The 22,632-nt window shown below is 66.7% G+C and carries 26 protein-coding genes; 13 read left to right on the top strand and 13 right to left on the bottom strand.

Annotated elements, in window-relative coordinates:
• Positions 1 to 29: 29 nt before the first annotated feature.
• On the top strand, positions 30 to 1,799 hold the full coding sequence (locus ATE64_RS11535) for a tetratricopeptide repeat protein (RefSeq protein WP_058456078.1): 1,770 nt from the start codon (positions 30 to 32) through the stop codon (positions 1,797 to 1,799).
• Here the strand turns inward: ATE64_RS11535 and ATE64_RS11540 are convergent.
• Positions 1,796 to 2,485 (bottom strand): glutathione S-transferase N-terminal domain-containing protein, encoded by a 690-nt coding sequence (locus ATE64_RS11540; RefSeq protein WP_058456079.1) that lies wholly within the window; start codon positions 2,483 to 2,485, stop codon positions 1,796 to 1,798. The two genes, ATE64_RS11535 and ATE64_RS11540, sit on opposite strands and share 4 nt — an antisense overlap.
• Complete coding sequence (locus ATE64_RS11545; protein WP_269433220.1) at positions 2,482 to 2,823, bottom strand: chorismate mutase; 342 nt, start codon at positions 2,821 to 2,823, stop codon at positions 2,482 to 2,484. The genes ATE64_RS11540 and ATE64_RS11545 overlap by 4 nt, the downstream gene beginning before the upstream one ends.
• Before the next feature lie 50 nt (positions 2,824 to 2,873).
• Here ATE64_RS11545 and ATE64_RS11550 point away from each other — a divergent pair, with 50 nt between their 5' ends.
• The 4 genes from ATE64_RS11550 to ATE64_RS11565 all read left to right on the top strand — a co-directional run bounded on the left by ATE64_RS11550 (position 2,874) and on the right by ATE64_RS11565 (position 7,332).
• The gene (locus ATE64_RS11550; RefSeq protein WP_058456203.1) at positions 2,874 to 3,887 is read left to right on the top strand and encodes a polyprenyl synthetase family protein; all 1,014 of its coding nucleotides are present in this window, start codon (positions 2,874 to 2,876) and stop codon (positions 3,885 to 3,887) included.
• 139 nt (positions 3,888 to 4,026) lie between these two features.
• On the top strand, positions 4,027 to 4,413 hold the full coding sequence (locus ATE64_RS11555; protein WP_058456081.1) for a DUF1801 domain-containing protein: 387 nt from the start codon (positions 4,027 to 4,029) through the stop codon (positions 4,411 to 4,413).
• On the top strand, positions 4,410 to 6,875 hold the full coding sequence (hrpB, locus tag ATE64_RS11560; RefSeq protein ID WP_058456082.1) for an ATP-dependent helicase HrpB: 2,466 nt from the start codon (positions 4,410 to 4,412) through the stop codon (positions 6,873 to 6,875). The genes ATE64_RS11555 and hrpB overlap by 4 nt, the downstream gene beginning before the upstream one ends.
• A 178-nt stretch (positions 6,876 to 7,053) precedes the next feature.
• Complete coding sequence (locus tag ATE64_RS11565; protein WP_058456083.1) at positions 7,054 to 7,332, top strand: ETC complex I subunit; 279 nt, start codon at positions 7,054 to 7,056, stop codon at positions 7,330 to 7,332.
• Positions 7,333 to 7,422: 90 nt separating this feature from the next.
• Here the strand turns inward: ATE64_RS11565 and ATE64_RS11570 are convergent, their stop codons facing one another.
• The 5 genes from ATE64_RS11570 to ATE64_RS11590 all read right to left on the bottom strand — a co-directional run bounded on the left by ATE64_RS11570 (position 7,423) and on the right by ATE64_RS11590 (position 9,524).
• Complete coding sequence (locus ATE64_RS11570) at positions 7,423 to 7,638, bottom strand: DUF4170 domain-containing protein (protein WP_058456084.1); 216 nt, start codon at positions 7,636 to 7,638, stop codon at positions 7,423 to 7,425.
• Between the two features lie 109 nt (positions 7,639 to 7,747).
• Positions 7,748 to 8,137 carry a hypothetical protein gene (locus ATE64_RS11575; RefSeq protein WP_058456085.1) on the bottom strand — a complete coding sequence of 130 codons (390 nt, stop codon included), beginning with the start codon at positions 8,135 to 8,137 and terminating at the stop codon, positions 7,748 to 7,750.
• Positions 8,121 to 8,510, bottom strand: a complete 390-nt coding sequence (locus ATE64_RS11580) for a hypothetical protein (RefSeq protein ID WP_197410138.1) — start codon at positions 8,508 to 8,510, stop codon at positions 8,121 to 8,123. Before ATE64_RS11580 ends, ATE64_RS11575 begins: the two co-directional genes overlap by 17 nt.
• Complete coding sequence (locus ATE64_RS11585) at positions 8,510 to 8,962, bottom strand: hypothetical protein (protein ID WP_058456086.1); 453 nt, start codon at positions 8,960 to 8,962, stop codon at positions 8,510 to 8,512. Before ATE64_RS11585 ends, ATE64_RS11580 begins: the two co-directional genes overlap by 1 nt.
• Before the next feature lie 19 nt (positions 8,963 to 8,981).
• Positions 8,982 to 9,524, bottom strand: a complete 543-nt coding sequence (locus ATE64_RS11590) for a hypothetical protein (protein WP_058456087.1) — start codon at positions 9,522 to 9,524, stop codon at positions 8,982 to 8,984.
• Positions 9,525 to 9,740: 216 nt separating this feature from the next.
• Here ATE64_RS11590 and eno point away from each other — a divergent pair, with 216 nt between their 5' ends.
• The 7 genes from eno (at position 9,741) to ATE64_RS11625 (ending at position 15,776) form a co-directional block, all read left to right on the top strand.
• A complete protein-coding gene (gene eno / locus ATE64_RS11595; RefSeq protein ID WP_058456088.1) occupies positions 9,741 to 11,015 on the top strand; it encodes a phosphopyruvate hydratase in 1,275 nt (424 codons plus the stop codon).
• A gap of 99 nt (positions 11,016 to 11,114) precedes the next feature.
• Positions 11,115 to 11,411: a septum formation initiator family protein gene (locus tag ATE64_RS11600; protein WP_167541763.1), complete on the top strand. Its 297-nt coding sequence runs from the start codon at positions 11,115 to 11,117 to the stop codon at positions 11,409 to 11,411.
• A gap of 129 nt (positions 11,412 to 11,540) precedes the next feature.
• Positions 11,541 to 12,611 (top strand): pyruvate dehydrogenase (acetyl-transferring) E1 component subunit alpha, encoded by a 1,071-nt coding sequence (gene pdhA / locus ATE64_RS11605; RefSeq protein WP_058456090.1) that lies wholly within the window; start codon positions 11,541 to 11,543, stop codon positions 12,609 to 12,611.
• 1 nt (position 12,612) lies between these two features.
• The gene (locus tag ATE64_RS11610) at positions 12,613 to 13,998 is read left to right on the top strand and encodes a pyruvate dehydrogenase complex E1 component subunit beta (protein ID WP_058456091.1); all 1,386 of its coding nucleotides are present in this window, start codon (positions 12,613 to 12,615) and stop codon (positions 13,996 to 13,998) included.
• A 46-nt stretch (positions 13,999 to 14,044) separates the two neighbouring features.
• Positions 14,045 to 14,620 (top strand): hypothetical protein, encoded by a 576-nt coding sequence (locus ATE64_RS11615; protein WP_231729136.1) that lies wholly within the window; start codon positions 14,045 to 14,047, stop codon positions 14,618 to 14,620.
• An 86-nt stretch (positions 14,621 to 14,706) separates the two neighbouring features.
• On the top strand, positions 14,707 to 15,426 hold the full coding sequence (cysE, locus tag ATE64_RS11620) for a serine O-acetyltransferase (protein WP_058456093.1): 720 nt from the start codon (positions 14,707 to 14,709) through the stop codon (positions 15,424 to 15,426).
• Positions 15,426 to 15,776, top strand: a complete 351-nt coding sequence (locus ATE64_RS11625; protein WP_058456094.1) for a DUF2794 domain-containing protein — start codon at positions 15,426 to 15,428, stop codon at positions 15,774 to 15,776. The genes cysE and ATE64_RS11625 overlap by 1 nt, the downstream gene beginning before the upstream one ends.
• On the opposite strand, the gene ATE64_RS11630 is transcribed toward ATE64_RS11625, so the two are convergent.
• From ATE64_RS11630 to ATE64_RS11640, 3 genes are all read right to left on the bottom strand, one after another.
• A complete protein-coding gene (locus tag ATE64_RS11630; protein WP_058456095.1) occupies positions 15,754 to 16,827 on the bottom strand; it encodes a hypothetical protein in 1,074 nt (357 codons plus the stop codon). The genes ATE64_RS11625 and ATE64_RS11630 overlap by 23 nt on opposite strands.
• A gap of 79 nt (positions 16,828 to 16,906) precedes the next feature.
• Entirely contained in the window at positions 16,907 to 17,563 is a 657-nt protein-coding gene (locus ATE64_RS11635; protein WP_058800169.1) for a DUF4328 domain-containing protein, read from the bottom strand.
• A 55-nt stretch (positions 17,564 to 17,618) separates the two neighbouring features.
• The gene (locus ATE64_RS11640; protein WP_058456097.1) at positions 17,619 to 18,527 is read right to left on the bottom strand and encodes an SDR family oxidoreductase; all 909 of its coding nucleotides are present in this window, start codon (positions 18,525 to 18,527) and stop codon (positions 17,619 to 17,621) included.
• A 194-nt stretch (positions 18,528 to 18,721) separates the two neighbouring features.
• Between ATE64_RS11640 and ATE64_RS11645 the strand changes: the two genes are divergently transcribed.
• Positions 18,722 to 20,092, top strand: coding sequence for a porin (locus ATE64_RS11645; protein WP_058456098.1), 1,371 nt, complete (start codon positions 18,722 to 18,724; stop codon positions 20,090 to 20,092).
• 310 nt (positions 20,093 to 20,402) lie between these two features.
• Here the strand turns inward: ATE64_RS11645 and phoB are convergent, their stop codons facing one another.
• The 3 genes from phoB to pstB are packed head-to-tail and all read right to left on the bottom strand — an operon-like array spanning position 20,403 to position 22,631.
• Entirely contained in the window at positions 20,403 to 21,101 is a 699-nt protein-coding gene (gene phoB / locus ATE64_RS11650) for a phosphate regulon transcriptional regulator PhoB (RefSeq protein ID WP_058456099.1), read from the bottom strand.
• The gene (phoU, locus tag ATE64_RS11655) at positions 21,101 to 21,823 is read right to left on the bottom strand and encodes a phosphate signaling complex protein PhoU (RefSeq protein WP_058456100.1); all 723 of its coding nucleotides are present in this window, start codon (positions 21,821 to 21,823) and stop codon (positions 21,101 to 21,103) included. The genes phoB and phoU overlap by 1 nt, the downstream gene beginning before the upstream one ends.
• 25 nt (positions 21,824 to 21,848) lie before the next feature.
• The gene (pstB, locus tag ATE64_RS11660; protein WP_058456101.1) at positions 21,849 to 22,631 is read right to left on the bottom strand and encodes a phosphate ABC transporter ATP-binding protein PstB; all 783 of its coding nucleotides are present in this window, start codon (positions 22,629 to 22,631) and stop codon (positions 21,849 to 21,851) included.
• Position 22,632: the final 1 nt, after the last annotated feature.

A 22,632-nucleotide genomic window follows, 5' to 3' on the forward strand; every position in this document is an offset into this window, starting at 1 on the left:
CTGGTTCACCCCGGGGAAGGGGAATTGTGATGCATCGGTCCGTCAAAATCGCCTCGATCGCCGGGATCGGCCTTTCGCTATCCAGCTTCACGTCGCTGCCGGGCTTTTCGGCCGCTGCGCTCGACGCGTTGAACCCTTCGCGTGTCGCGACCTTCTTTTGCGGAGCAACGCGCGGGGGTTCGGCGCTGGCACGCGAACTTCTGATCGCATCGGCCTTTGCTGCACCGGCCAGCGAGGGCAGGCGCATACCCCTCTTCGCCGATCTCACGACATCGCCGTTCCCGGTCTCGACGCGCGATGCGCAGGCGCGGCAATATTTCAGCCAAGGCCTGCTCCTGACCTACGGCTTCAACCATGCCGGCGCGGTGCGTTCGTTCCGCGAGGCGCAACGCCTCGATCCGAAATGCGCGATGTGCTGGTGGGGCGAGGCGGTCGCGCTTGGCCCGAACATCAACGCGCCGATGGACGATCGCGACCATGACGCGGCGCTCGATGCGATGGACCGGGCGATGGCGCTGCGCGGCGATGCTTCGCCGCTGGAGCGCGCGCTGATCGAAGCGGTCGCGCGACGCTATTCGCGCGATCCCGCCGCCGATCGCGTGGCGCTCGATGCCGCTTATGCCGACGCGATGCTCGATGTCGCGCGTCGTTTTCCCCATGACGACGATGTCGCTGTGCTGGCGGCCGAGGCTGCGATGGACACCAGTCCGTGGAATTATTGGGAGGCGGACAAGAAGACGCCCGTGGGCCGGAGCGGCGAAGCGGTGCGCCTGATCGAAACCGTGCTCGCGCGCAATCCCGCGCATGTGCAGGCGAACCATCTCTACATCCACCTGATGGAAGCCAGCGACCCGCAACGCGCCGAGGCCGCCGCCGACCGGCTCGCCAACCCGCTCGCGCCGAGTGCCGCGCATCTGGTCCACATGCCCGGGCATATCTACCAACTACGCGGCCGCCACGCCGATTCCATCGCTGCGAATATCGCGGCCGCCCGCGCCGACGAGGCATACATCCGCGATGCCGGCGACCACGGCCTCGTTCGCTACGGCTATTATCCGCACAATATCCATTTCATCGTGACCTCGGCGCAGATGGCTGGCGATGTGCCCACGGCGATCCGCGAGGCGCAGCGCCTCGGCAAGGTGCTCGACCCCGCAACGTCCGAGAGTATCGCGTGGATCCAGTCGATCGACGCGGCGCCCTATCTCGCCATGGCGCAAGTCGCCGAACCGAAGGCGATATTGGCGATGGCGCCGCCCGATGCGCGGCTCGCCTATCCGGCCGCGATGCGCCATTATGCGCGCGCGATCGCCTACGCGCGCCTTGGCGACCGCAAGGGCTTCGATCGTGAACTGGCGGCGATGGCGCAGCTCCGCGAATCGCCTGCGCTCAAAACGATGATCGATCAGGGCGTGCCGGCGGACAATCTGGTCAAGCTTGCCGAGTTCGTCGCGCGCGGGCGCTTCGCCGCCGCGCAGAAGCGCTACGACGAGGCGATCGGCTTTTACAGGCAGGCGATCGAGATCGAGGGGAGCATCCCCTATCAGGAACCCGCCTACTGGTATTATCCGGTCCGCCAGTCGCTGGGCGCGGCGCTGTACCAGGCCGGCCGCTATGGCGAAGCCAGCGAGGCGTTTCGCGGCGCGCTCGTGCAAACGCCGAACAACGGCTGGGCGCTATACGGGCTCGGGCGCAGCGAGGCGGCGCAGGGACACAGGCTCGAAGCCGCAGCGGCGGATCGCGCGCTGTCGAAAGCCTGGCTCGGCGACGTCCGCTGGTTGCGGATGGAGCGCCTCTAGGCGGCGCAGACCGCCAGCCCGCGCTGCACGGCCGGGCGCGCCAGCCCGCGCTCCAGCCACGCCTGCACATGCCCGAACCGCTCGAAGCCGACGATCTCGGCGGCGTCATAGAAACCGATCAAATTGCGCACCCAGCCGAGCAGCGCGATGTCGGCGATGCTGTAATCGTCGTCCATGATCCACGTGCGCCCGTCGAGCCGCCCGTCGAGAACGCCCAGCAACCGCGCCGATTCGGCCGCGTAGCGGTCACGCGGACGTTTATCCTCATATTCGCGCCCGGCGAATTTGTGGAAGAAGCCGAGCTGGCCGAAGATCGGTCCGGCGCCGCCCATCTGCCACATCAGCCACTGGATGGCCTCATAACGCCGGCCCGGAGCGGCGGGCAGGAACTGGCCGGTCTTGTCGGCGAGATAGATGAGGATCGCCCCCGATTCGAACAGCGCCAGCGGTGTCCCGCCCGGCCCGTCGGGGTCGTAGATCGCCGGAATCTTGCCGTTCGGGTTGAGGGCAACAAACGCCGGGTCGTGGCTTTCGTTCGCCATGATGTCGACGCGGTGCGCTTCATAGGGCAGGCCGGTCTCTTCCAGCATGATGCTGACCTTGACCCCGTTCGGGGTCGGCGCACCGAACAGTTGCAGCCGGTCGGGATGCTGCGCGGGCCATTTGGCGAAAATCGGATGCGTCACGCCTCGGTCTCCCGCTTCGCCTGCTGATGGTGGCGGATCACCTCGTCGATGATGAAGCGCAAAAACTTCTCGGTGAAATCGGGATCGAGATCGGCATCGCGTGCCAGCTCGCGCAGCCGGCCGATCTGGCGCTCCTCGCGGCCGGGGTCGGCGGGCGGCAGGCCCTCGCGCGCCTTCAGCTCGCCGACCGCCTTCGTTACCTTGAACCGTTCGGCGAGCATATAGACGAGCGCCGCGTCGATATTGTCGATGCTCTGGCGGTAACGGCTGAGTTGGTCGACCATGCGCGGCTCCTCTTGTGCCCGGCACGCTTGGCACCGGCGGGGGGCTAGTGGCAAGCCGAAAGTCGTTGCAAATTTGCGGGGGCGCGGCCAATGCGACGCTTGTCATGACCGCGGAAATCCACCTCCTTCACGGCGACCGGCCGCCCTCGCTCGACCCGATGATGGCGCTCGTCGCTGCCGATATGAACGAGGTAAATTCGGTCATTCTCGACCGGATGCAGTCCGAAGTGCCCTTGATTCCCGAGCTTGCGGGCCACCTGATCGCGGGCGGCGGCAAGCGGATGCGCCCGATGCTGACGCTCGCGTGCGGCAAGCTGCTTGACTATCCGGGCCGCCGCCACTGCAAGCTCGCCGCCGCGGTCGAATTCATCCACACCGCGACCTTGCTCCACGACGATGTCGTCGACAAATCGGACCTCCGCCGCGGCCGCAAGACCGCGAACACCATCTGGGGCAACAGCGCCTCGGTGCTGGTCGGCGACTTCCTGTTCAGCCGCGCGTTCGAGGTGATGGTCGAGGACGGGTCACTGAAGGTGCTGAAGATCCTCAGCCGCGCCTCGGCGGTGATCGCGGAGGGCGAAGTCAACCAGCTCTCGGCGCAGCGCCGGATCGAGACGAGCGAGGACCAGTATCTCGCGATCATCAACGCCAAGACCGCGGAATTGTTCGCCGCCGCGTGCAAGATCGCCGCGGTCGTAGCCGAACGCGACGACGCGACCGAAGCGGCGCTCGACACCTATGGACGCAATCTCGGTATCGCGTTCCAGCTCGTCGACGATGCGATCGACTATGTCTCCGACGCGGAGACGATGGGGAAGGGCGTCGGCGACGATTTCCGCGACGGCAAGGTCACCTTGCCCGTCATCCTCGCCTATGCGCGGGGTAGCGCCGAGGAGCGCGAATTCTGGAAGCAGGCGATCGTCGGGCACAAGACGTCCGACGAGGATCTCGCCTACGCCAAGTCGCTGCTGCTGAAGCATGAGACGATCGCCGACACGCTCGCACGCGCGCGCCACTATGGTCAGCGCGCGGTCGACGCGATCGGCGGCTTCCGCGCGAGCCAGGCAAAATCGGCGCTGACCGAAGCGGTCGCCTTCGCGGTCGCGCGCGCCTATTAGCGCGGTCTCGGGTAACGTTATGTTTCTGTGCCCCTGCGAAGGCAGGGGCCCATCACCTGCCGGTGCTATCTTGACCTACCCGGGGATGGATCCCTGCCTTCGCAGGGGGCACGGGATGGAAATGCTTCGGGGACGACAAATGCCGATGATGGGTCCAGCCGCCGAAACGCCCGACGCCTATATCGCCGCCCTGTCCGGCTGGCAGCGCGAACGATGCGCCAGTATGCGCGCCGCGATCATGGGCGCCGCGCCCTTCGAGGAAACGATCAAATGGACCAACCTCGTCTTCATGGCGAACGGTCCGTGCATCCTGATCCGCGCCGAACAGCATCGCGTGCTGCTCGGTTTCTGGCGCGGCAAGCGGCTGCGCGCGCTTGATCCACGGATCAAGGCGAGCGGCAAATATGAACTCGGCAACCTGGTGATGACCGAGACGACCGAGGTGACGGCCGAACAGGTCGCGCGCCTCGCCGCCGAAGCCTTCCGCCTCAACGCCGAGCTGGGCAATCCCGCAGCACGCACATGACGCAGCCGCTTCCGATCGATGCCGTGCTGCCCGACATCATGGCGGCGCTCGTGCTCAAACCCAATGTGGTGGTCGTCGCGCCGCCGGGTGCGGGCAAGACGACGCGCGTCGCGCCGGCGATGCTCGACCAGCCGTGGTGCAAGGGGACGGTGTGGCTGCTCTCGCCGCGCCGGCTCGCCGCGCGCGCCGCGGCGGAGCGGATCGCCGAGGAAATGGGCGAGGCGGTCGGTGGCAAGGTGGGTTATGCGACGCGCCTCGACAGCAAGCAGTCGGCGGCGACGCGGCTGCTGGTGATGACGCCGGGCCTGTTCCGCAACCGCATCCTTGCCGATCCCGAGCTTCACGGCGTCTCGGCGGTGCTTTTCGACGAGGTCCACGAACGCAGCCTCGACGGCGATTTCGCGCTCGCGCTCGCGATCGACGCGCAACAGGGGCTCCGCGACGACCTGCGCCTCGTCGCGATGTCGGCGACGCTCGACGGCGCGCGCTTCGGCGCACTGCTCGGCGGTGCGCCGGTGGTGAAGAGCGAAGGGAAGAGCTGGCCGCTCGACTTGCGCCATATCGGCCGCCGCGCCGAGGATCGGCTCGAGGCGTCGGTGTTGGCGGCGGTGCGGCACGCGATGGCCGACGAGGCGGACGGTGACATGCTCGCCTTCCTGCCCGGCGCCGCCGACATCGAGCGCGCCGCGGCGGCGGTCGAGGCGGCGGGGCTGCCGCTCGTCGTCCACCGCCTGCACGGCCAGATCGACCCGGCGCAGCAGCGAAAAGCGCTCGTCCGCGATCCCGACGGCGGCCGCAAGCTCATCCTCGCGACGAGCATTGCCGAAACCAGCCTGACGATCGAGGGCGTGCGCATCGTGATCGACGCCGGCCTGTCGCGGCGCCCGCGCTTCGACAAGGCGGCGGGGATCGCAAGGCTCGTGACCGAACGCGCCAGCCAGGCGTCGGCGACGCAGCGCGCGGGACGCGCGGCGCGGCAGGGGCCGGGCGTGGCCTATCGCCTGTGGGAAGCCGCGGCGACCGCGGGGATGCCGCCGTTCGACCCGCCCGAAATTCACGAGAATGACCTGATGCCCGTGGTGCTCGACTGCGCGAGCTGGGGCATCATCGATCCGCGCCAGCTCGGCTGGCTCGATCCGCCGTCACCCGCCGCGATCGCCGAGGCGAAAATGCGCCTGCGGGCGATCGGCGCGCTCGGCGACGACGGGCGAATCACGGCGCACGGCAAGGCGCTTGCTTCGATCCCGTTGCCGGTACCGCTCGCGCACATGCTGCTCGATGCGGCGCGGGCAGGCGAGGCCGACCTCGCCGCGAAGCTGGCGGTGCTGCTCACCGAACCGGGGCTCGGCGGGCGCGGCGTCGATGTCGAGGCGCGGCTCGGGCGCTGGCAGGCCATGCGCGGCGACCGCTCCGAAGGCGCGTGGCGGCTGGCGCGGCGCCTCGCCGAGCTTGGCAAGAAACGCGCATCGGGCGAGAGCAAACTCGGCGAACGGTCGGTGGGTGGCTGGATCGCGACCGCCTGGCCCGACCGTGTCGCGCGCCGGCGCGCCGGCCAGCGCGGCGACTATCTGAGCGCGGGCGGCCGCGCCTACAAGCTCGACCCGCTTGATCCGCTGGCGAACAGCGAATGGCTGGCCATCGCCGACGCGCAGGGCCACGCCGCCGGGGTGCGCATTCTGGGCGCGGCGCCGATCGGCTTGGCCGAGGTCGAAACGATCTTTGCCGATCAGATCGAAAGCCGGTCGGCGAGCCGCTACGATGCCGAGGCCGACCGCGTCGACCATCGCCGCGAACGCCGCCTCGGCGCGATCGCGCTGTCGAGCGGGCAGACGGCGCGAAGCGGGGGCGCCGAGGATGATGTCGCGGTGCGCATCGCCGCGGTGCGCGAAAAGGGCCTCGGCCTGATCGGGTGGGGGCCGGTGTCGCAGGCATTGCGTCAGCGCGCGTCCTTCGCGGGGCTCGATGCGCTGTCGGCGCCCGCGCTTTCCGACAGCCTCGATATCTGGCTCGCGCCGCTGCTCGGAAAATCGCGCGGCCTGCGCGACATCGGCGACCAACGGCTCGCGGATGCGCTCTCGGGCCTGCTCGACTGGCCCGCGCGGCAGTTGCTCGAAAAGCTCGCGCCCGCCGATTTCATCACTCCCGCGGGCAGCCGCCATGCGATCGATTATGGCGCCGACGGCGGCCCGACGGTCAGCGTGCGCGTGCAGGAAATGTTCGGCCTCGCGCGCCATCCGGTGATCGGCGACCCGCCGATCCCGCTCGTTCTCGCGCTGACCTCGCCCGCGCATCGCCCGATCCAGACGAGCCGCGACATCGTCAGCTTCTGGAGCGGCAGCTGGTCCGAGGTCGCGAAAGAGATGCGAGGCCGCTATCCCAAGCATAGCTGGCCCGACGATCCGGCGAACGCGCGGGCGACCTTGCTCACCAAGGCGGCGCAGGCGCGCCGTGATACGCAATAGGCCTCGCCATCATTCGTCACCCCGGACTTGATCCGGGGTCCACCGGCGCGATGTTGGATAGATGGATCCCGGATCAAGTCCGGGATGACGAAGAGGGAGCGCACGGCTTTCCCTCTTTTCGTCTGAAATGCTTGACGCTAAGGCGACGGCAGAAGCATCCCAGTCAGGACGACCACCCATGAAAGCGCGTATCTTCCAGAAGCCCAAGAATGCAATGCAGTCGGGCCGTGCGGGCACGCAGCGCTGGTTCCTGGAATTCGCGCCCGCCGAAGCACGCAAGGCCGATCCGCTGATGGGCTGGGCCGGCAGCGGCGACACGCAGCGCCAGCTTCGCCTTGGCTTCGCGACGCAGGAAGAAGCGATCGCCTATGCGGCGAAGAACGGCATCGAGGTCGAGATCACTGCGACGCCGGTGCGCACGCTCAAGATTCAGGCCTACGCCGACAATTTCCGTTGATCAAATAAGCGTCGCCCCCGCGAAGGCGGGGGCCGTTGGAGAAGCGGCGCGGAGCTTGCTAGCGGCCCCCGCCTTCGCGGGGGCGACGGATCATTCCGCCTCGGGCTGCAGCAGCTTGTGCAGGTGGACGACGACATATTTCATCTCGGCGTCGTCGACGGTGCGCTGCGCGGCGCTGCGCCAGGCCTTTTCGGCGGACTTGTAGTCGGGATAGAGGCCGACAATATCGAGGTTGTGAAGGTCGACGAAGTCGAGGCCTTGGGGGTCGCTGACGCGTCCGCCGAAAACCAGGTGGAGCTTGCTCATCTCGGGATTCCTAAGCGTAAAGAGACTGGGGAGGGGAAGCGCAGCCCCCTATTCCCGAACGAGCCAATAGGCAAGCTAGCTGTCCGCAACCTGTCCGTCGAAGCCCGGCTCAATCGTCCTTCGTGCCGCCTTTCGGCAGCAGCGAGCCGAGCAGCGCCCCGATCGCGACCGCGCCCGCGACCAGCGCCAGCGGCTGCTTTTCGGCGACGTCCTTCAGCTTGCTGTTCGCGCGCTTGGCCTGGACCTTGCCCTTCTCATAGAACTCGCCTGCGACTTCGCGCGCAGCCTCGGCCTGTTCGCGACCTTTCGCGGCGAGTTCGCCAGTCGCGGTGCGCGTGCGGTCGGCGAGATCGCTCGTCACGGCGCGGGCGCGGCCATAGCCGTCCTGGATGCGCGCCTTCGCCGCCTCGGCCGTCGCGCGAGCATTTTCTGCGGTTTTCTCTGCAAGCTCGCTCGCTTTTGCGCGAGCTTCGTTGGCGGTTTCACTCAGGGGCTTCATCTTGGTCCTCCGTCAAATCTTCGTCGTCCGTCGGCTCTTCATCTCCGACGGGCTGAAATTTCGCCATCGCCGCGTCGGCCAGCTCCTGCACCTTCTGCGCCAGCTTGGGCGCATTTTCCCTGATCGGCTCGCGAAAAATCCAGGCGAGCCCGGCCACAGCGGCGATCGCGATCGGCAGGCGGTTGTTGCGAAACTGCTGCCGGACGGTCTGTGCGGCTTCGTCGACCTTCACGTCGACATTATATTTCCCGCGCGCATAGAGCGCGGTTGGCTTGAACGCAGCTTTCGCGACGTCGAGCCGGCGGTGCAGCTCGGCGCGCTGGAGCATCGAGCGCCGTGCGGCGTTGATCAGGCGGTTGCGCGTGCGCGGCATCAGTCGTCGGGCTCCTCGTTCGTCAGGTCGCGGCGTAGCGCGGTGCGGATGTCGCCATAAGCGACCTGCGCCCGCCATCCGGCAAAGGCCGCGATCGCCAGCAGCACGCCGACGACGATCAGGGTGGCGAGCAGCGGCCCGACGTGCGGCAGCAGCACCAGGATCGCGCCAAAGGCCAGCGCCAGCATTGCAATTCCTGCCGCCGACGCGGCGACCGCACCCCAGCCAGCGGTCCAGCTGACGCCATGCAGCGCCAGCTCGCTCCGCGCCTCGAGCAGCGCGATCTCGGCCTTCGCCGTCGCCGAGAGATTGTCCACGACCTCGTCGACAATGTCCTTGAGCGGAACGGGCGGCGTCGCGAGCGGCCGCCCGTCCGGCGCATAGCCGTGGCTCACGCGGTCATAGCCACGCGCATCGCCCTGCAGCGGCGTATCGGAATCGGGTGGAGGCATCGCCGGGCGACTGTAGCGGTCAGTCGCTGCTCGAACCACCCTTGAGCAGGCGGGCGAGCACGAAGCCGACCACCGTCGCCGCGCCGACCGCGATCGCCGGGTTCTTCTTGACCAGGTCGCGGGTCGAAGCCGCGAGTTCGTCGAGATCCTTCTTGTCGAGGCTCGAGGCGAGGCCGGCGACGGTCGCGGCGGCCGAGCGGGCGTAGTCGCCGTACTGCTTGCCGAACTTGCTGTCGACGGTGCCGGCGCCGTCCTCGAGCAGCTTCGCGAGGTTGCCGACCGCTTCGGCCGCCTTGTCCTTGCCCTTGGTCGCCGCATCGCGCGCCTTGGCCGAGGCCTGGTTGGCGAGCGTGGTCGCTTCGTCCTTCAGCGAAGCCGCCTTTTTCGAGGCTTCGGACTTGATGGTGTCGCGCGTCGCGGCGAGCTGATCGCGGATCGGATGATCCTTGGCGGCGACCTTCTTCGCCGCGGGCTTGCGCGCGGGCGCAGCCTTGGTTGCGGCGGGCTTGGCAGGCGCCTTGGGGGCGGGTTTCTTGGTGGCAGGAGTAGTGGCTTTGGCCATCGGTCGTCCTCTTCTTCTTATGCCGGGCGTCGCATAAGCGCGGCGGTTTTTCCTCTGTCTGCTTTAATATAGCAACACGCGATGAATGGTTCCATCCCCGCAGAAAAATCCGCCGAAATTCCCGTGCGGACGGTTGCACTGGCGGCAAGGCGCCGATAACAGGCGGGCGCCTTTCCCACCCGGCCCGTCGCGGGCCGTTCAGCAGGACGATCCTCCATGACCGCCATCATCGACATCCACGGCCGCGAAATCCTCGACAGCCGCGGCAATCCCACGGTCGAAGTCGATGTGCTGCTGGAGGACGGCAGCTTCGGCCGCGCCGCGGTGCCCTCGGGCGCATCGACCGGCGCGCATGAAGCGGTCGAACTGCGCGACGGCGACAAGGCGCGCTATCTCGGCAAGGGCGTGACCAAGGCGGTCGATGCGGTGAACACCGAAATCGCCGACGCGCTGATCGGCCTCGATGCCGAGGACCAGCGCGAGATCGACATGGCGATGATCGACCTCGACGGCACCCCGAACAAGGGCCGCCTCGGCGCCAACGCGATCCTCGGCGTCAGCCTCGCCGCCGCCAAGGCCGCGGCCGATGCGCGCGGCCTGCCGCTCTATCGCTATGTCGGCGGGGTCTCGGCGCGCACGCTTCCGGTGCCGATGATGAACATCATCAACGGCGGCGAACATGCCGACAATCCGATCGACGTGCAGGAATTCATGATCATGCCCGTCGGCGCCGGCAGCATCGCCGAAGCCGTGCGCTGGGGCAGCGAGATTTTCCACACGCTGAAGAAGGGGCTGTCGGCGAAGGGCCTTGCGACCGCCGTGGGTGATGAGGGCGGCTTCGCCCCGAACCTCGCCTCGACGCGCGACGCGCTCGACTTCATCGCCGCCTCGATCGACCAGGCGGGCTTCAAGCTCGGCACCGACGTCGTGCTCGCGCTCGACTGCGCCGCCACCGAATTCTTCAAGAACGGCAAGTACGAGATCAGCGGCGAGGGCCTGTCGCTGAGCCCCGAACAGATGGCCGACTATCTCGCTGCGCTCGTCAAGGATTACCCGATCAAGTCGATCGAGGACGGGATGAGCGAGGATGATTTCACCGGCTGGAAGGCGCTGACCGACCTCATCGGCGACAAGTGCCAGCTCGTCGGCGACGATCTGTTCGTCACCAATCCGGCGCGGCTGGAGGACGGCATCAAGACCGGCCTCGCCAATTCGCTGCTCGTCAAGGTCAACCAGATCGGCACCCTGTCCGAAACGCTCGACGCGGTCGATATGGCGCACCGCGCACGTTACACCGCCGTCATGTCGCACCGCTCGGGCGAAACCGAGGATTCGACCATCGCCGACCTCGCGGTCGCGACCAACTGCGGCCAGATCAAGACCGGCAGCCTCGCGCGCTCGGACCGGCTCGCGAAATACAACCAGCTGATCCGTATCGAGGAGGAACTGGGCGACATGGCGCGCTATCCGGGCGCGTCGATCTTCGGATAAGGCCATCCTGACGGATAAGTGTTGTCTGATGCCTTGACGCCGCGAATCAACTCTGATTCAAGGGCTGAAATGACCCAGCGGCACAAATTCCGGAAATCGATGAATCGGGCGGTTGGCCCTGCGGTGGCGCTGATCGCGGTGCTGGCGATGATCGGCTATATCATCTTCGGCCCGACCGGGCTCTATGCCTGGGGCGATTACAGCCAGTCGGTCGAGAAGAAGCGCGTCATCCTGAGCGAACTGACGAAGAAGCAGACCGAGCTGCAGAACCGCGTCAACCTGCTCGACCGGCGCCGCGTCGATCCCGACCTTGCCGACGAATATGTGCGCGAGAAACTGGGCGTAATGCACCCCGACGAGATCGCGATTCCGCTGGAGCCCGGCGCGAAGCCCTGAGCGGCATCGCTGCCTTCGCTGCATACGAAAACAGCAACATTGCTATACCCAAGCGGGCGTTGCCAAACAGGGCTTCGCGCTCCTATAGGGGAGCCCTGCCGTAACGGCTAACCGTAAAGGAAACCCGCCTTGGCCAAAGCCCCAGCGCGCAAAACTGCTGCGCCGAAAAACACCGCCTCCACCCCGGCTCCCGCGACCAATCGCGAGTCCCCGCGCGATCCCGCTCCCTATGACGCGACGCCCGCGGAGCTCGAGAAATTCTATCGCGAGATGCTGCTGATCCGCCGCTTCGAGGAAAAGGCGGGCCAGCTCTACGGCCTCGGCCTGATCGGCGGCTTCTGTCACCTGTACATCGGGCAGGAAGCCGTTGCGGTCGGCCTGCAGTCGGCGCTCGACGGCGACAAGGACAGCGTCATCACCGGCTACCGCGACCATGGCCATATGCTCGCTTACGGCATCGACCCAAAGGTCATCATGGCCGAACTGACGGGCCGCGCCGCCGGCATTTCGCGCGGCAAGGGCGGTTCGATGCACATGTTCAGCGTCGAGCATAAATTCTACGGCGGCCACGGCATCGTCGGCGCGCAGGTGTCGCTCGGCACCGGCCTCGCCTTCGCGCACAAGTACCGCGGCGACGGCGGCATCGCGATGGCCTATTTCGGCGACGGCGCCGCGAACCAGGGCCAGGTGTACGAAAGCTTCAACATGGCCGAGCTGTGGAAGCTGCCGATCATCTTCGTGATCGAGAACAACCAGTACGCCATGGGTACGTCGGTCAACCGCTCGTCGGCCGAAGACCAGCTTTATCGCCGCGGCGAAAGCTTCCGCATTCCCGGTATGCAGGTCGACGGCATGGACGTGCTCGCGGTGCGCGGTGCGGCCGAGGCGGCGATCGAATGGGTCCGCGCGGGCAAGGGCCCCGTGCTGATGGAGCTCAAGACCTATCGCTATCGCGGCCACTCGATGTCCGACCCCGCGAAATATCGCAGCCGCGAGGAAGTGCAGGCGGTGCGCGACAAGAGCGACGCAATCGAACATCTCAAGAAGCTGATGGAAGAGGCCGGAATCGGCGAGGACAAGTTCAAGGCGATCGATAAGGAAATCCGCCAGATCGTCAGCGACGCGGCCGACTTCGCCGAAAGCGCGCCCGAACCCGAACTGCATGAACTTTATACCGACGTGCTGGTGGAGCAATATTGAGATGGCCATCGAACTGAAGATGCCGGCACTGTCGCCGACGATGGAAGAGGGCACGCTCGCCAAGTGGCTCGTCAAGGAAGGCGATACGGTCAAGTCGGGCGACATCCTCGCCGAGATCGAGACCGACAAGGCGACGATGGAATATGAAGCCATCGACGAAGGCACGATCGCGTCGATCCTGGTCCCCGAGGGCACCGACAATGTGAAGGTCGGCACCGTGATCGCGACGATCGCCGGCGAGGTCGAAGAGGCTGCCGCTCCGGCACCTGCGCCCGTTGCTGCCCCGGCGCCTGTCGAAACGCCTGCACCGGCACCGGCCCCGGCGTCGGCCGCCGCGCCGGCACCCGCCGCACCGGCGCCGGTCGCCCGCGCGGCCGATCCGTCGGTCCCAGCGGGCACCGCGATGGTCAAGCTCACCGTCCGCGAGGCGCTGCGCGATGCGATGGCCGAGGAGATGCGCGCCGACGACCGCATCTTCGTGATGGGCGAGGAAGTCGCCGAATATCAGGGCGCGTACAAGGTGACGCAGGGGCTGCTCGACGAATTCGGCGCACGCCGCGTCATCGACACGCCGATCACCGAATATGGCTTCGCGGGGCTTGGTTCGGGCGCCGCGATGGGCGGTTTGAAGCCGATCATCGAGTTCATGACCTTCAACTTCGCGATGCAGGCGATCGACCACATCATCAACTCGGCGGCGAAGACCAACTATATGTCGGGCGGCCAGATGCGCTGTCCGATCGTGTTCCGTGGTCCCAACGGCGCGGCCAGCCGCGTCGCCGCGCAGCACAGCCAGAATTATGCGCCCTGGTACGCGAGCGTCCCCGGCCTGATCGTGATCTCGCCTTACGACGCCGCCGATGCGAAGGGACTGCTCAAGGCCGCGATCCGCAGCGAGGATCCCGTCGTCTTCCTCGAGAACGAGCTGCTCTACGGCCGCAGCTTCGAGGTGCCAGACGTCGCCGACTATGTCCTGCCGATCGGCAAGGCGCGCATCATGCGCGAGGGTCGCGACGTGACGATCGTCAGCTATTCGATCGGCGTCGGATTGGCGCTCGAAGCCGCCGACGCGCTCGCGGGCGAGGGGATCGAGGCCGAGGTCATCGACTTGCGCACGCTGCGTCCGCTCGACACCGCGACGGTGCTCGAAAGCCTCAAAAAGACCAACCGCCTCGTCGTCGTCGAGGAAGGCTGGCCGGTCTGCTCGATCGCCAGCGAACTCGCGATGGTCGCGATGGAGCAGGGCTTCGACGATCTCGACGCGCCGGTCGTGCGCGTCTGCAACGAGGATGTGCCGCTCCCCTATGCGCACAATCTCGAAAAGGCGGCACTGGTCGACACCCCGCGCGTCATCGCGGCCGTGAAGGCGATCATCAATCGCGCCTGACGCACCGGAAGCGGTAGCCTATCCGGACATTCGTGATCCGCGGGTGATGGTGGCGGTGCCGCGCGAGCGGCGCCCTGCTATCGCTGGGCTGTGGGCGCTTGCCGAACGGCTGACCAAGCTGCTGCAGGATGCGCGCGAGCCGCTGATCGGGCAGATCAAGCTCGCCTGGTGGCGCGACATGATGGCAATGCTCGCGAGAGATCCCGCGGCGCTGCCGAAGGGCGAGCCGCTGCTCGCCGAGCTTCAGACGACATGGGCGGGGCATGGGGGGCTCGACACGCTTGTCGATGCCGCCGAGGCGATGCTGCTGGCCGAGGATGCGACGGCGCGCCGCGATGCTGCGGCGGCATTCGGCGACGCGCTGTTCACCCTGTCGGGCGGCGGCGGTGGCGCCCGCTGGGGCCTGGTCTGGGGCGCGATGCTGCAGGAAGGCGAGCAGGAAGGCCGCGATTTGTTTGCCGCCGCGCGTAACCGGCCCGCGCCGCCGCGCGTATCCTTCGGCGGAAACCGTGCTTCGGTGATGCTTGACCGCTGGGCTGCCGCCATCGCCAGACATGACGGCGAACGGCGCTGGCGAGGCGAAGGGTTGTTGCTGTTGCGGCTCGGGCTGATCGGCCGCTGACCGAATAAATGCGGTCGGGACTGGAAAAGCCGCTGCCGAACATCTATCTTGCGCGGTACAGAAATAGGGTCGCAGGGGACATAGGGATGTTCAACGGGCTGATCGCCTATCTGGATTCGATCAAGGCGCGCGATCCGGCGCCGCGGTCGCGCTGGGAAATCCTCCTTTATCCGGGGCTGCTCGCCGTGGGTATGCACCGCGTCGCGCACTGGCTGTTCGAGGCGGACCTGTTTTTCCTCGCGCGTTTCGTCAATCATTTCTCGCGCTGGATGACGGGTATCGACATCCACCCGGGTGCGAAGATCGGCCGCCATCTTTTTATCGATCATGGTTTCGGCGTCGTCATCGGCGAGACCGCCGAGATCGGCGACAATGTGTCGATCTATCAGGGCGTGACCCTCGGCGGCACCGATCCCGCCAACGGCATCGGCGGCAAGCGCCACCCGACCCTGGCCGATGACGTGATCGTCGGTTCGGGTGCGCAGGTGCTGGGCCCCATCACCGTCAACCCGCGCGCGCGCGTCGGCGCCAATGCCGTCGTTACCAAGGATGTGCCCGAAGGCGCGGTGATGGTCGGCATTCCGGCGCGCTCGACCCTGGTCGATGCAGCCGAATATGCGCGCGAGTTCGTGCCCTATGGAACGCCGTGCAGCGAAACCTTCGATCCGGCGACGCAAAAGCTCGAAATCCTGCAATGCCAGCTCGAGCAGATGCAAAAACAGCTCGCGACCCTGCTCGAGGAACGCGATACGCTCGCCGCCGAACTCGACGCGCCGCGGCGCAAGGGGAGCCGGAAAAGCGCCTGATGGGGACTGTCACGCCCCTGCCGTTCGGTAACAACAGGGCGGCACCGCAGCAGACCGGCTTCGAGCGCACCGAGCTTTTACGCATTCTCGATCTCTATGGCCGGATGGTCGCGGCGGGGCATTGGCGCGACTATGCGATGGATTTCCACCGCGACGTCGCAATCTTCTCGGCCTTTCGCCGCACCGCCGAGCGTCCCGAATACCGGATAGAGAAACGCCCCGCCTTGCGGAGCCGGCAGGGCATGTGGGCCCTTGTCTCCGAAGCCGGGGCGATCCTGAAGCGCGGGGACGAGCTGTCGAACGTGCTCGCCCCCGTCGAACGCAAGCTTATGAAGCTGGTTGGGGGCTGATCGCGCGGATCGTTGCGGGCAGCTGGTTCGCCAGATGGTCGGGAAGCAGCCCGACGACCGCCGCCCGCGCATTCTGCCAGAAAGCCGAGAGCAGCAGCAGCGCCGATCCGATCACGAACGCGGTCAGTGCGACGTTGAGCTCGACCGCGCCGAAGGTGCGGAACAGCTGCGTCATCGCGAACAGCACATAGGCGAGCGCCGAGACGAGCAGCGCGCGGCGGTCGATCGCGAGCGCGATCAGGCCGAAGGCGATATAGATACCGACCACCAGGATCGCGGCGCCGCTGCCGATATCGTCGCCCCGCGTGACGCCGAGCAGGTGGAAGATCGGGTGGACCATCATCGGCGCGGCGAGCAGGTGGAGCCAGAAGGCGACGTCGCTGCGGCGCGTCTGGCGCAGCCGGTCGCTCTTGTCCCACCACATGGCGAGCGCGAAGACGCCGATGCCGGCGATGAGCACGAGGATCATCGGCAGCGTACCGTCGGGGCTCGGGACGCCGGTGATCGCGAGCACCAGGGCGACCGCGGTCGCGGCCAGCGCCGCGGTGCCAGCCGCAACGGTGATCGGCACCATGAAGCGCTTCCAGTGGAACCAGGTCGCCGCCGCAGTCACCGCGGCGATCGTGCCCGCCACCACGGCAAGCGTCGTTTCGCCGGGGTCACGGCCGAAAATATCCTCGCCATGCTTGACGAGGAAGCCGATCATCGTCGCGCAGACGCCCGCCGAAAAGGCGAGGACGAGGACGATGCTGGGCAGCGCCATGCGGCGCACGCGGGTGAAATATTCGGCGAGGAACCACGCCGATCCCGCGACGAACGCGCCGGCGAGGGCCGGGTGGATCGATTCGCCGATCCACGCCACCGCGACGAGCAGGATCACCGCGGCGATGCTGACGAAGATATCGTTGAACCCGGTGATCAGGCGGAACGATTCCTCGTCCGCTCCGGGGGCGGCGCGCACCGATGCGATATGCGACCGGAAAGCCGCGGCGGCCTCCGGCGTCAGTACCTTTGCATCGACCGCGGCTTGCAGGTCGGTTTCACTATACATCGGGGTCGTCCTTCTTAGACCGATCCCCTTGCCCCGCTTGCAGTCTACCGCACCTGTGTTACTGATGCAATACGATAAATCAGCTGAAGATATGCGATGCGCTGAGCCGCTCGCGCTGCGCCGCGGTGATCCGGTCGACCAGCCGATACGCCGCCGGGTAAAGCGCGAGGCTGACGAGCGCTGCGAAGGCGCCGATCTGCTGGCCCAAGGTCAGTTGTTCGACCGAATCCGGGTTCATCGACAGCCGGAACGAGATGTTCGAGGCGATGTTCGAAATCAGCCAGGTGGTCCACCAAAGCGTGAGCAGCCCTTCGCCTTGGTCGAGCTCGTCGCCCTGGCCGCCGTGGCTGGCGTTCCAGATCTGCCGCATCGCGGCGAAGGGCTTGTAGAGATTCGCGAAGGGGATGAAATACCAGCCGACCGCCCAGCCCGCCGTATAGTCGAAGCCGGTCGTTCCCGCGGCGACGATGTTCGCGGCGGCGCGGTATATCCACATCGAGAAAAACACGATGGTGACGATCGTCAGCAGACCGTCGGCGAGCGCCACAGCGGCATAGATCGCGGCACCGCTGCCGGGTTCGGCGCCTTCCTCGGGCGAAATCAGGCCCTGCAGCTCGGCGACCTGACCGATCAGGACCGCCGCGATCGTCACGAAACCCGCGATCAGCAATATCTTGAGCAGCTTCGCCCGCTGTCCCAGCAGGTCGATGCCCTCGGCAAGGCCCATCTCCGCCATAATGTCCCCCTTTGCAGGGGACGCCGCCCCGGCGTCCCCGTGGAGGGCGATGCTATCAGGCTCCGGCCAGCGCCTGCAAGGCGCGCATCACGCCCATCGACTGCTCGGCGCCCGATTGCGGGACAATCTCGCCGTTGCGGTCGATGATCTTCTCCCACGCCGCGGCGACGCCCTCGGGCGTCCGCTCGCCTTCGGGCAGCGCGACGCCGGGGGTCATGGTGACATAGGCGGCGTGGAACGCCCCCGCGCCCGCGCCGACGATCATGTTCGTCGGGGCATCCTCGCTCACCAGATACAGCGCCGCCGGGACGACATTCTCGGGCGTGAACTTCTCGAACAGTTCGGGCGGGAAAATGTCTTCGGTCATGCGCGTGCCCGCGACCGGCGCGATCGTGTTGCAGCGGATGTTGTACTTCGCGCCCTCGAGGTGGAGCGTCTTGGTCAGCCCCGCAAGGCCCAGCTTCGCCGCGCCGTAATTGGCCTGCCCGAAATTGCCGTAGAGGCCGGTCGAGGAGGCGGTCATCAGGATGCGGCCATAGGCCTGCTCGCGCATGATGTCCCACGCGGCCTTGGTGACATTGGCGCTGCCGAGCAGGTGGACCTTGACGACGAGGTCGAAGTCGGCGGGCTCCATCTTCGCGAAGCTCTTGTCGCGCAGGATGCCGGCGTTGTTGATGAGGACGTGGACGCCGCCCCATTCTTCCTTCGCGCGTGCCACCATCTCGACCATCTGCTCATATTCGGTGACGCTGCCGCCGTTCGACATCGCGGTGCCGCCCGCCGCCCGGATTTCCTCGACCACGGCGAGCGCCGCATCCGAATGGCCGGTGCCGTCGCGCGCGCCGCCGAGGTCGTTGACGACCACCTTCGCCCCGCGCCGCGCGAGTTCGAGCGCATAGGCGCGGCCGAGCCCGCCGCCCGCGCCGGTCACAATGGCAACACGTCCGTCAAATTTGATCGTCATGATGGTCTCCCTGGGGGGCAGCGAAAGGTTGCCCGATAAAACCGGAACGTCCTTACCCGTTCGGGCCCGGCAGGCAAGGGGTCAGGAAAATGAGTCGCTGCAACAAAAATGTCATCGAAACGACGTGCAAATGTCATTCTATTGTCATAGCGGCGCAGCGAGATTGTCACCTTTCGCAACGGAGCAAATCCCCCATGCGTCACGTCCTTGCCGCCAGCCTGCTGGCGACCACGATGCTCAGCCTGCCGTCGACCGCCCATGCGCAGGCGATGTCGGCCGACGAAGCCGCCGCGCTCCGCGCCGAACTCGATGCGCTGAAGGCAAAGGTACAGACTCTCGAGGCGCGGCTCGACGCGGCAACGACCCCGTCCGCGCCCGCTCCGGCCCCCGTGATTGCTGCTCCGGCGCCCGCCGCGCCGAGCGTCACGGCCAAGCCCGCAACCGAAATCGCGTGGAAGGGTGCCCCCGAGCTCAAGACCGCCGACGGCTGGAGCTTCAAGCCGCGCGGCCGCCTGCAGGTCGATGTCGCCAGCATCGACGCGCCCGCGGGGGTGACCGACACGCACGGCGGCCTCGCCACCGAATTTCGACGCGCCTATCTCGGCATGGAAGGCAAGATTCCGGGCGGTTTCGGCTATCGGATCGAGGCCGATTTCGCCAATAGCGCGGTCGATCTGACCGACGTGTATCTGACCTACGCGACCGGCCCGCTGACCGTCACGGCGGGGCAGCAAAAGCCCTTCTGGTCGCTCGACGAGCTAACCAGCGACCTCTTCACCTCGATGCTCGAGCGCGCGGCCTTCACGCAGGCCTTCGGCTTCGAACGCCGCGTCGGGCTGTCGGCGCAATATAAGGGCAAGGCGCTGCTGCTGCAGGGCGGGGTGTTCGGCGACAATGCGAACGACCTCAACAGCGATTCGAACAACAGCGTCAGCCTCGACGCGCGGGCGATCTGGATGCCGAAGTTCGGCAACACCCAGCTCCATCTCGGCGGCTCGGGCCACTGGCGCAACATCAACGACGCGCCCGCCGTGCGGTATGCGTCGCGGCCCTTCGTCCACACGACGAACAGCCGGATCGTCGACACGGGCACGTTCAACGCGACCAGCGAACGCGGCCTCGGCGTCGAAGCGGCTGCCCTCGCGGGCCCGTTCCACGTCGCGGGCGAAGGCTTCTGGCAGACCGCGCGCCGTCCGGGCTTTGCCGATCCGACCTTCTTCGGCGGTTATGCCGAGGTCGGCTATGTGCTGACGCGCGGCGACGCGCGCATCTACAAGGACGGCGCCTTCGACCGCCTCGCCCCGTCGCGTCCGATCAACGCCGGCGGCCCCGGCGCGATCGAGGTCAATGCGCGCTACGACTATCTCGACCTTAACGATGCGGGCATTGTCGGAGGCCGCCAGCGCACGCTCGGCGTGTCGCTCGTCTGGGCCCCGATCTCCTACGTCCGCCTCACCGCGAACTACGGCCGCCTGATGTTCGACGACGCCGCGATCGGCACCCCGACCGGCGACCGCGACTATTCGGCCGACGCCTTCGGCCTCCGCACGCAGATCGACTTCTGATAGGGTCGGTATTTGGGGTGGATTCCCGACACTCGTCACCCCGGACTTGATCCGGCGTCCAGAAGGCGAGGGTGGCCATGGATCCCGGATCAAGTCCGGGATGACGAAGAGGGACTGTCGGAATTGGGGTGGGAAGCGGACATCCTTCTGTGATCCCCGGCGAAAGCCGGGGCCCAGGGAATTCTCACACAAGCCTGGTGCTTTGCCGCTCTGGGCCCCGGCTTTCGCCGGGGATCACAATGCCCGCAACCGATCGAACCCGCTCATCGCAGCCAGATCGGCGGCAAATGAAACACCCCGACCGAAATTCTCAGATGCTCTTCCCGGCATCCAGCGCATAACCCGCCGAGCGCACGGTGCGGATGATATCCGCCGTGCCCGGCAGGTTGATCGCCTTGCGCAGGCGGCGGATATGGACGTCCACGGTGCGCAGTTCGATGTCGCTGTCCTGGCCCCACACGCTGTCGAGCAATTGCCCGCGCGAAAAGACGCGCCCCGGATGCTCCATGAAATGACGCAGCAGGCGAAACTCGGTCGGACCCATCGCGACGATCTGGCCGCCCCGCACCACCTTGTGCGCGACCGAGTCCAGTTCGATATCGGCATAGGCGAGCAGCTCGCCCGCCAGCGCCGGGCGCAGGCGGCGCAGCACCGCCGAGACGCGCGCGACGAGTTCGCGCGGGCTGAACGGCTTGGTGACATAATCGTCGGCGCCGGTTTCGAGGCCGCGGATGCGATCCTCTTCCTCGCCGCGCGCGGTGAGCATGATGATCGGGACGTTCGCCGACTTGGGGTTGCGGCGCAGGCGCCGGCAGACCTCGATCCCCGGCAGGCTCTCGATCATCCAGTCGAGCAGAACGATGTCGGGCACGCGTTCCTCGACGAGGACGAGCGCCTGCTCGCCGTCGGGGGTCTGGCGGACCGAAAAGCCCTCGCGTGCGAAGTGCCAGACGATCAGCTCGGCGATCGCCTCGTCGTCCTCGATCAGCAGCAGGTCGGGCTGCGGCATCAGCCCTTCTCCTGCCCCGAGGAGGCCGCGCCTTCGGGCGTCTCGCCGCGTTCGCGTTCCTCCATCCGCTCGCCGGTCACGACATAATAGACCATTTCGGCGATGTTCGTCGCATGGTCGCCCATGCGCTCGAGGTTCTTGGCGACGAACAGCAAATGCGCGCTCTCGGTGATGTGCTTCGGATTTTCCATCATGAAGGTGACGAGCGTGCGGAAGATGCTGTTGTAGAAATCGTCGACATTCTTGTCGCGAACCGTCACGCGCACGGCGAGTTCGGCGTCGCGCGCCGCGAAGCTGTCGAGCGCGTCGTGGATGAGTTCGGCGACGTTCGACGACATCGACATCAGCAGCGGGATCGACTCGATCGACCGCGTCTGGTCCATCAGCGCGACGCGCTTCGCGATATTCTTCGCATAATCGCCGATCCGCTCGACGACCGAGACGATCTTCAGCGCCGCGATCATCTCGCGCAGATCGTCGGCCATCGGTGCGCGCAGCGCGATCGTCTGCGTCGTGAGCTGCTCGATCTCGGCTTCGAGCGCGTCGATCTTCTTGTCGTCGCGCACGACCTGCGCCGCAAGGTCGAGGTCGCCATTGTTCAGCGCGCTCATGGCCTGCAGCAACGCCTGTTCGGCGCGCCCGCCCATTTCGCTGATCAGGCCGCGGAGGCGGTTCAGATCCTCGTCGAACGCCTTGACGGTATGATCGTTGGTAACTGCCATTGCTTCGTCCTTGTTCGGCCGGGGTTTAGCCGTAGCGGCCGGTGATATAGTCCTTGGTGCGTTCTTGCTTCGGGTTGGTGAAGATGTCGGTGGTCCTGCCGTACTCGACCAACGTCCCGAGGTGGAAAAAGGCGGTGCGCTGCGACACGCGGGCCGCCTGCTGCATGTTGTGGGTGACGATCACGATCGCATATTTGCCGCGCAGTTCGTGGATCAGTTCCTCGATCTTCGCGGTCGCGATCGGGTCGAGCGCCGAGCAGGGCTCGTCCATCAGGATGACTTCGGGGTCGACCGCGATCGCGCGCGCGATGCACAGGCGCTGCTGCTGGCCGCCCGACAGCGCGGTGCCGCTCTCGCCCAGCCGGTCCTTGACCTCGTCCCACAGACCGGCGCGCACCAGCGCGCGCTCGACGATGACGTCGAGGTCCGCCTTCGACGGCGCCAGGCCGTGGATGCGCGGACCGTAACCGACATTGTCATAGATCGACTTGGGGAAGGGGTTCGGTTTCTGGAACACCATGCCGACGCGCGCGCGCAGCTGCACGACGTCCATCGACGGCGCATAGATGTCCTCGCCGTCGAGCAGGATCGTGCCGGTGACGCGCGCGCTGGCGACCGTGTCGTTCATGCGGTTGAGCGAACGCAGGAAGGTCGACTTGCCGCAGCCCGACGGGCCGATGAAGGCGGTGACCAGGTCGGTCCCGACGTCGATCGACACGTCGTTGATCGCCTGCTTTTGCCCATAGAAGACGTCGACGCCCTTGGCGGTCATCTTGGGGTCGGCGATGGTCAAATCATCTTGGGTCATG

The organism is Sphingopyxis sp. H073, from assembly GCF_001468395.1.
Taxonomy (GTDB): Bacteria; Pseudomonadota; Alphaproteobacteria; order Sphingomonadales; family Sphingomonadaceae; genus Sphingopyxis.

Excerpts from the sequence above, each read along its gene's own strand:
- ATE64_RS11600 (WP_167541763.1), top strand. The coding sequence starts at position 11,115 with ATGAATCGGGCGGTTGGCCCTGCGGTGGCGCTGATCGCGGTGCTGGCG.
- ATE64_RS11625 (WP_058456094.1), top strand. The coding sequence starts at position 15,426 with ATGGGGACTGTCACGCCCCTGCCGTTCGGTAACAACAGGGCGGCACCG.
- eno (WP_058456088.1), top strand. The coding sequence starts at position 9,741 with ATGACCGCCATCATCGACATCCACGGCCGCGAAATCCTCGACAGCCGC.
- hrpB (WP_058456082.1), top strand. The coding sequence starts at position 4,410 with ATGACGCAGCCGCTTCCGATCGATGCCGTGCTGCCCGACATCATGGCG.
- ATE64_RS11585 (WP_058456086.1), bottom strand. The coding sequence starts at position 8,962 with ATGCCTCCACCCGATTCCGATACGCCGCTGCAGGGCGATGCGCGTGGC.
- phoU (WP_058456100.1), bottom strand. The coding sequence starts at position 21,823 with ATGGCAGTTACCAACGATCATACCGTCAAGGCGTTCGACGAGGATCTG.
- ATE64_RS11575 (WP_058456085.1), bottom strand. The coding sequence starts at position 8,137 with ATGAAGCCCCTGAGTGAAACCGCCAACGAAGCTCGCGCAAAAGCGAGC.
- ATE64_RS11630 (WP_058456095.1), bottom strand. The coding sequence starts at position 16,827 with ATGTATAGTGAAACCGACCTGCAAGCCGCGGTCGATGCAAAGGTACTG.
- ATE64_RS11640 (WP_058456097.1), bottom strand. The coding sequence starts at position 18,527 with ATGACGATCAAATTTGACGGACGTGTTGCCATTGTGACCGGCGCGGGC.
- ATE64_RS11635 (WP_058800169.1), bottom strand. The coding sequence starts at position 17,563 with ATGGCGGAGATGGGCCTTGCCGAGGGCATCGACCTGCTGGGACAGCGG.
- ATE64_RS11590 (WP_058456087.1), bottom strand. The coding sequence starts at position 9,524 with ATGGCCAAAGCCACTACTCCTGCCACCAAGAAACCCGCCCCCAAGGCG.
- pstB (WP_058456101.1), bottom strand. The coding sequence starts at position 22,631 with ATGACCCAAGATGATTTGACCATCGCCGACCCCAAGATGACCGCCAAG.
- ATE64_RS11645 (WP_058456098.1), top strand. The coding sequence starts at position 18,722 with ATGCGTCACGTCCTTGCCGCCAGCCTGCTGGCGACCACGATGCTCAGC.
- cysE (WP_058456093.1), top strand. The coding sequence starts at position 14,707 with ATGTTCAACGGGCTGATCGCCTATCTGGATTCGATCAAGGCGCGCGAT.
- ATE64_RS11580 (WP_197410138.1), bottom strand. The coding sequence starts at position 8,510 with ATGCCGCGCACGCGCAACCGCCTGATCAACGCCGCACGGCGCTCGATG.
- phoB (WP_058456099.1), bottom strand. The coding sequence starts at position 21,101 with ATGCCGCAGCCCGACCTGCTGCTGATCGAGGACGACGAGGCGATCGCC.
- ATE64_RS11565 (WP_058456083.1), top strand. The coding sequence starts at position 7,054 with ATGAAAGCGCGTATCTTCCAGAAGCCCAAGAATGCAATGCAGTCGGGC.
- ATE64_RS11535 (WP_058456078.1), top strand. The coding sequence starts at position 30 with ATGCATCGGTCCGTCAAAATCGCCTCGATCGCCGGGATCGGCCTTTCG.
- ATE64_RS11615 (WP_231729136.1), top strand. The coding sequence starts at position 14,045 with ATGGTGGCGGTGCCGCGCGAGCGGCGCCCTGCTATCGCTGGGCTGTGG.
- ATE64_RS11555 (WP_058456081.1), top strand. The coding sequence starts at position 4,027 with ATGCCGATGATGGGTCCAGCCGCCGAAACGCCCGACGCCTATATCGCC.
- ATE64_RS11550 (WP_058456203.1), top strand. The coding sequence starts at position 2,874 with ATGACCGCGGAAATCCACCTCCTTCACGGCGACCGGCCGCCCTCGCTC.
- ATE64_RS11610 (WP_058456091.1), top strand. The coding sequence starts at position 12,613 with ATGGCCATCGAACTGAAGATGCCGGCACTGTCGCCGACGATGGAAGAG.
- ATE64_RS11570 (WP_058456084.1), bottom strand. The coding sequence starts at position 7,638 with ATGAGCAAGCTCCACCTGGTTTTCGGCGGACGCGTCAGCGACCCCCAA.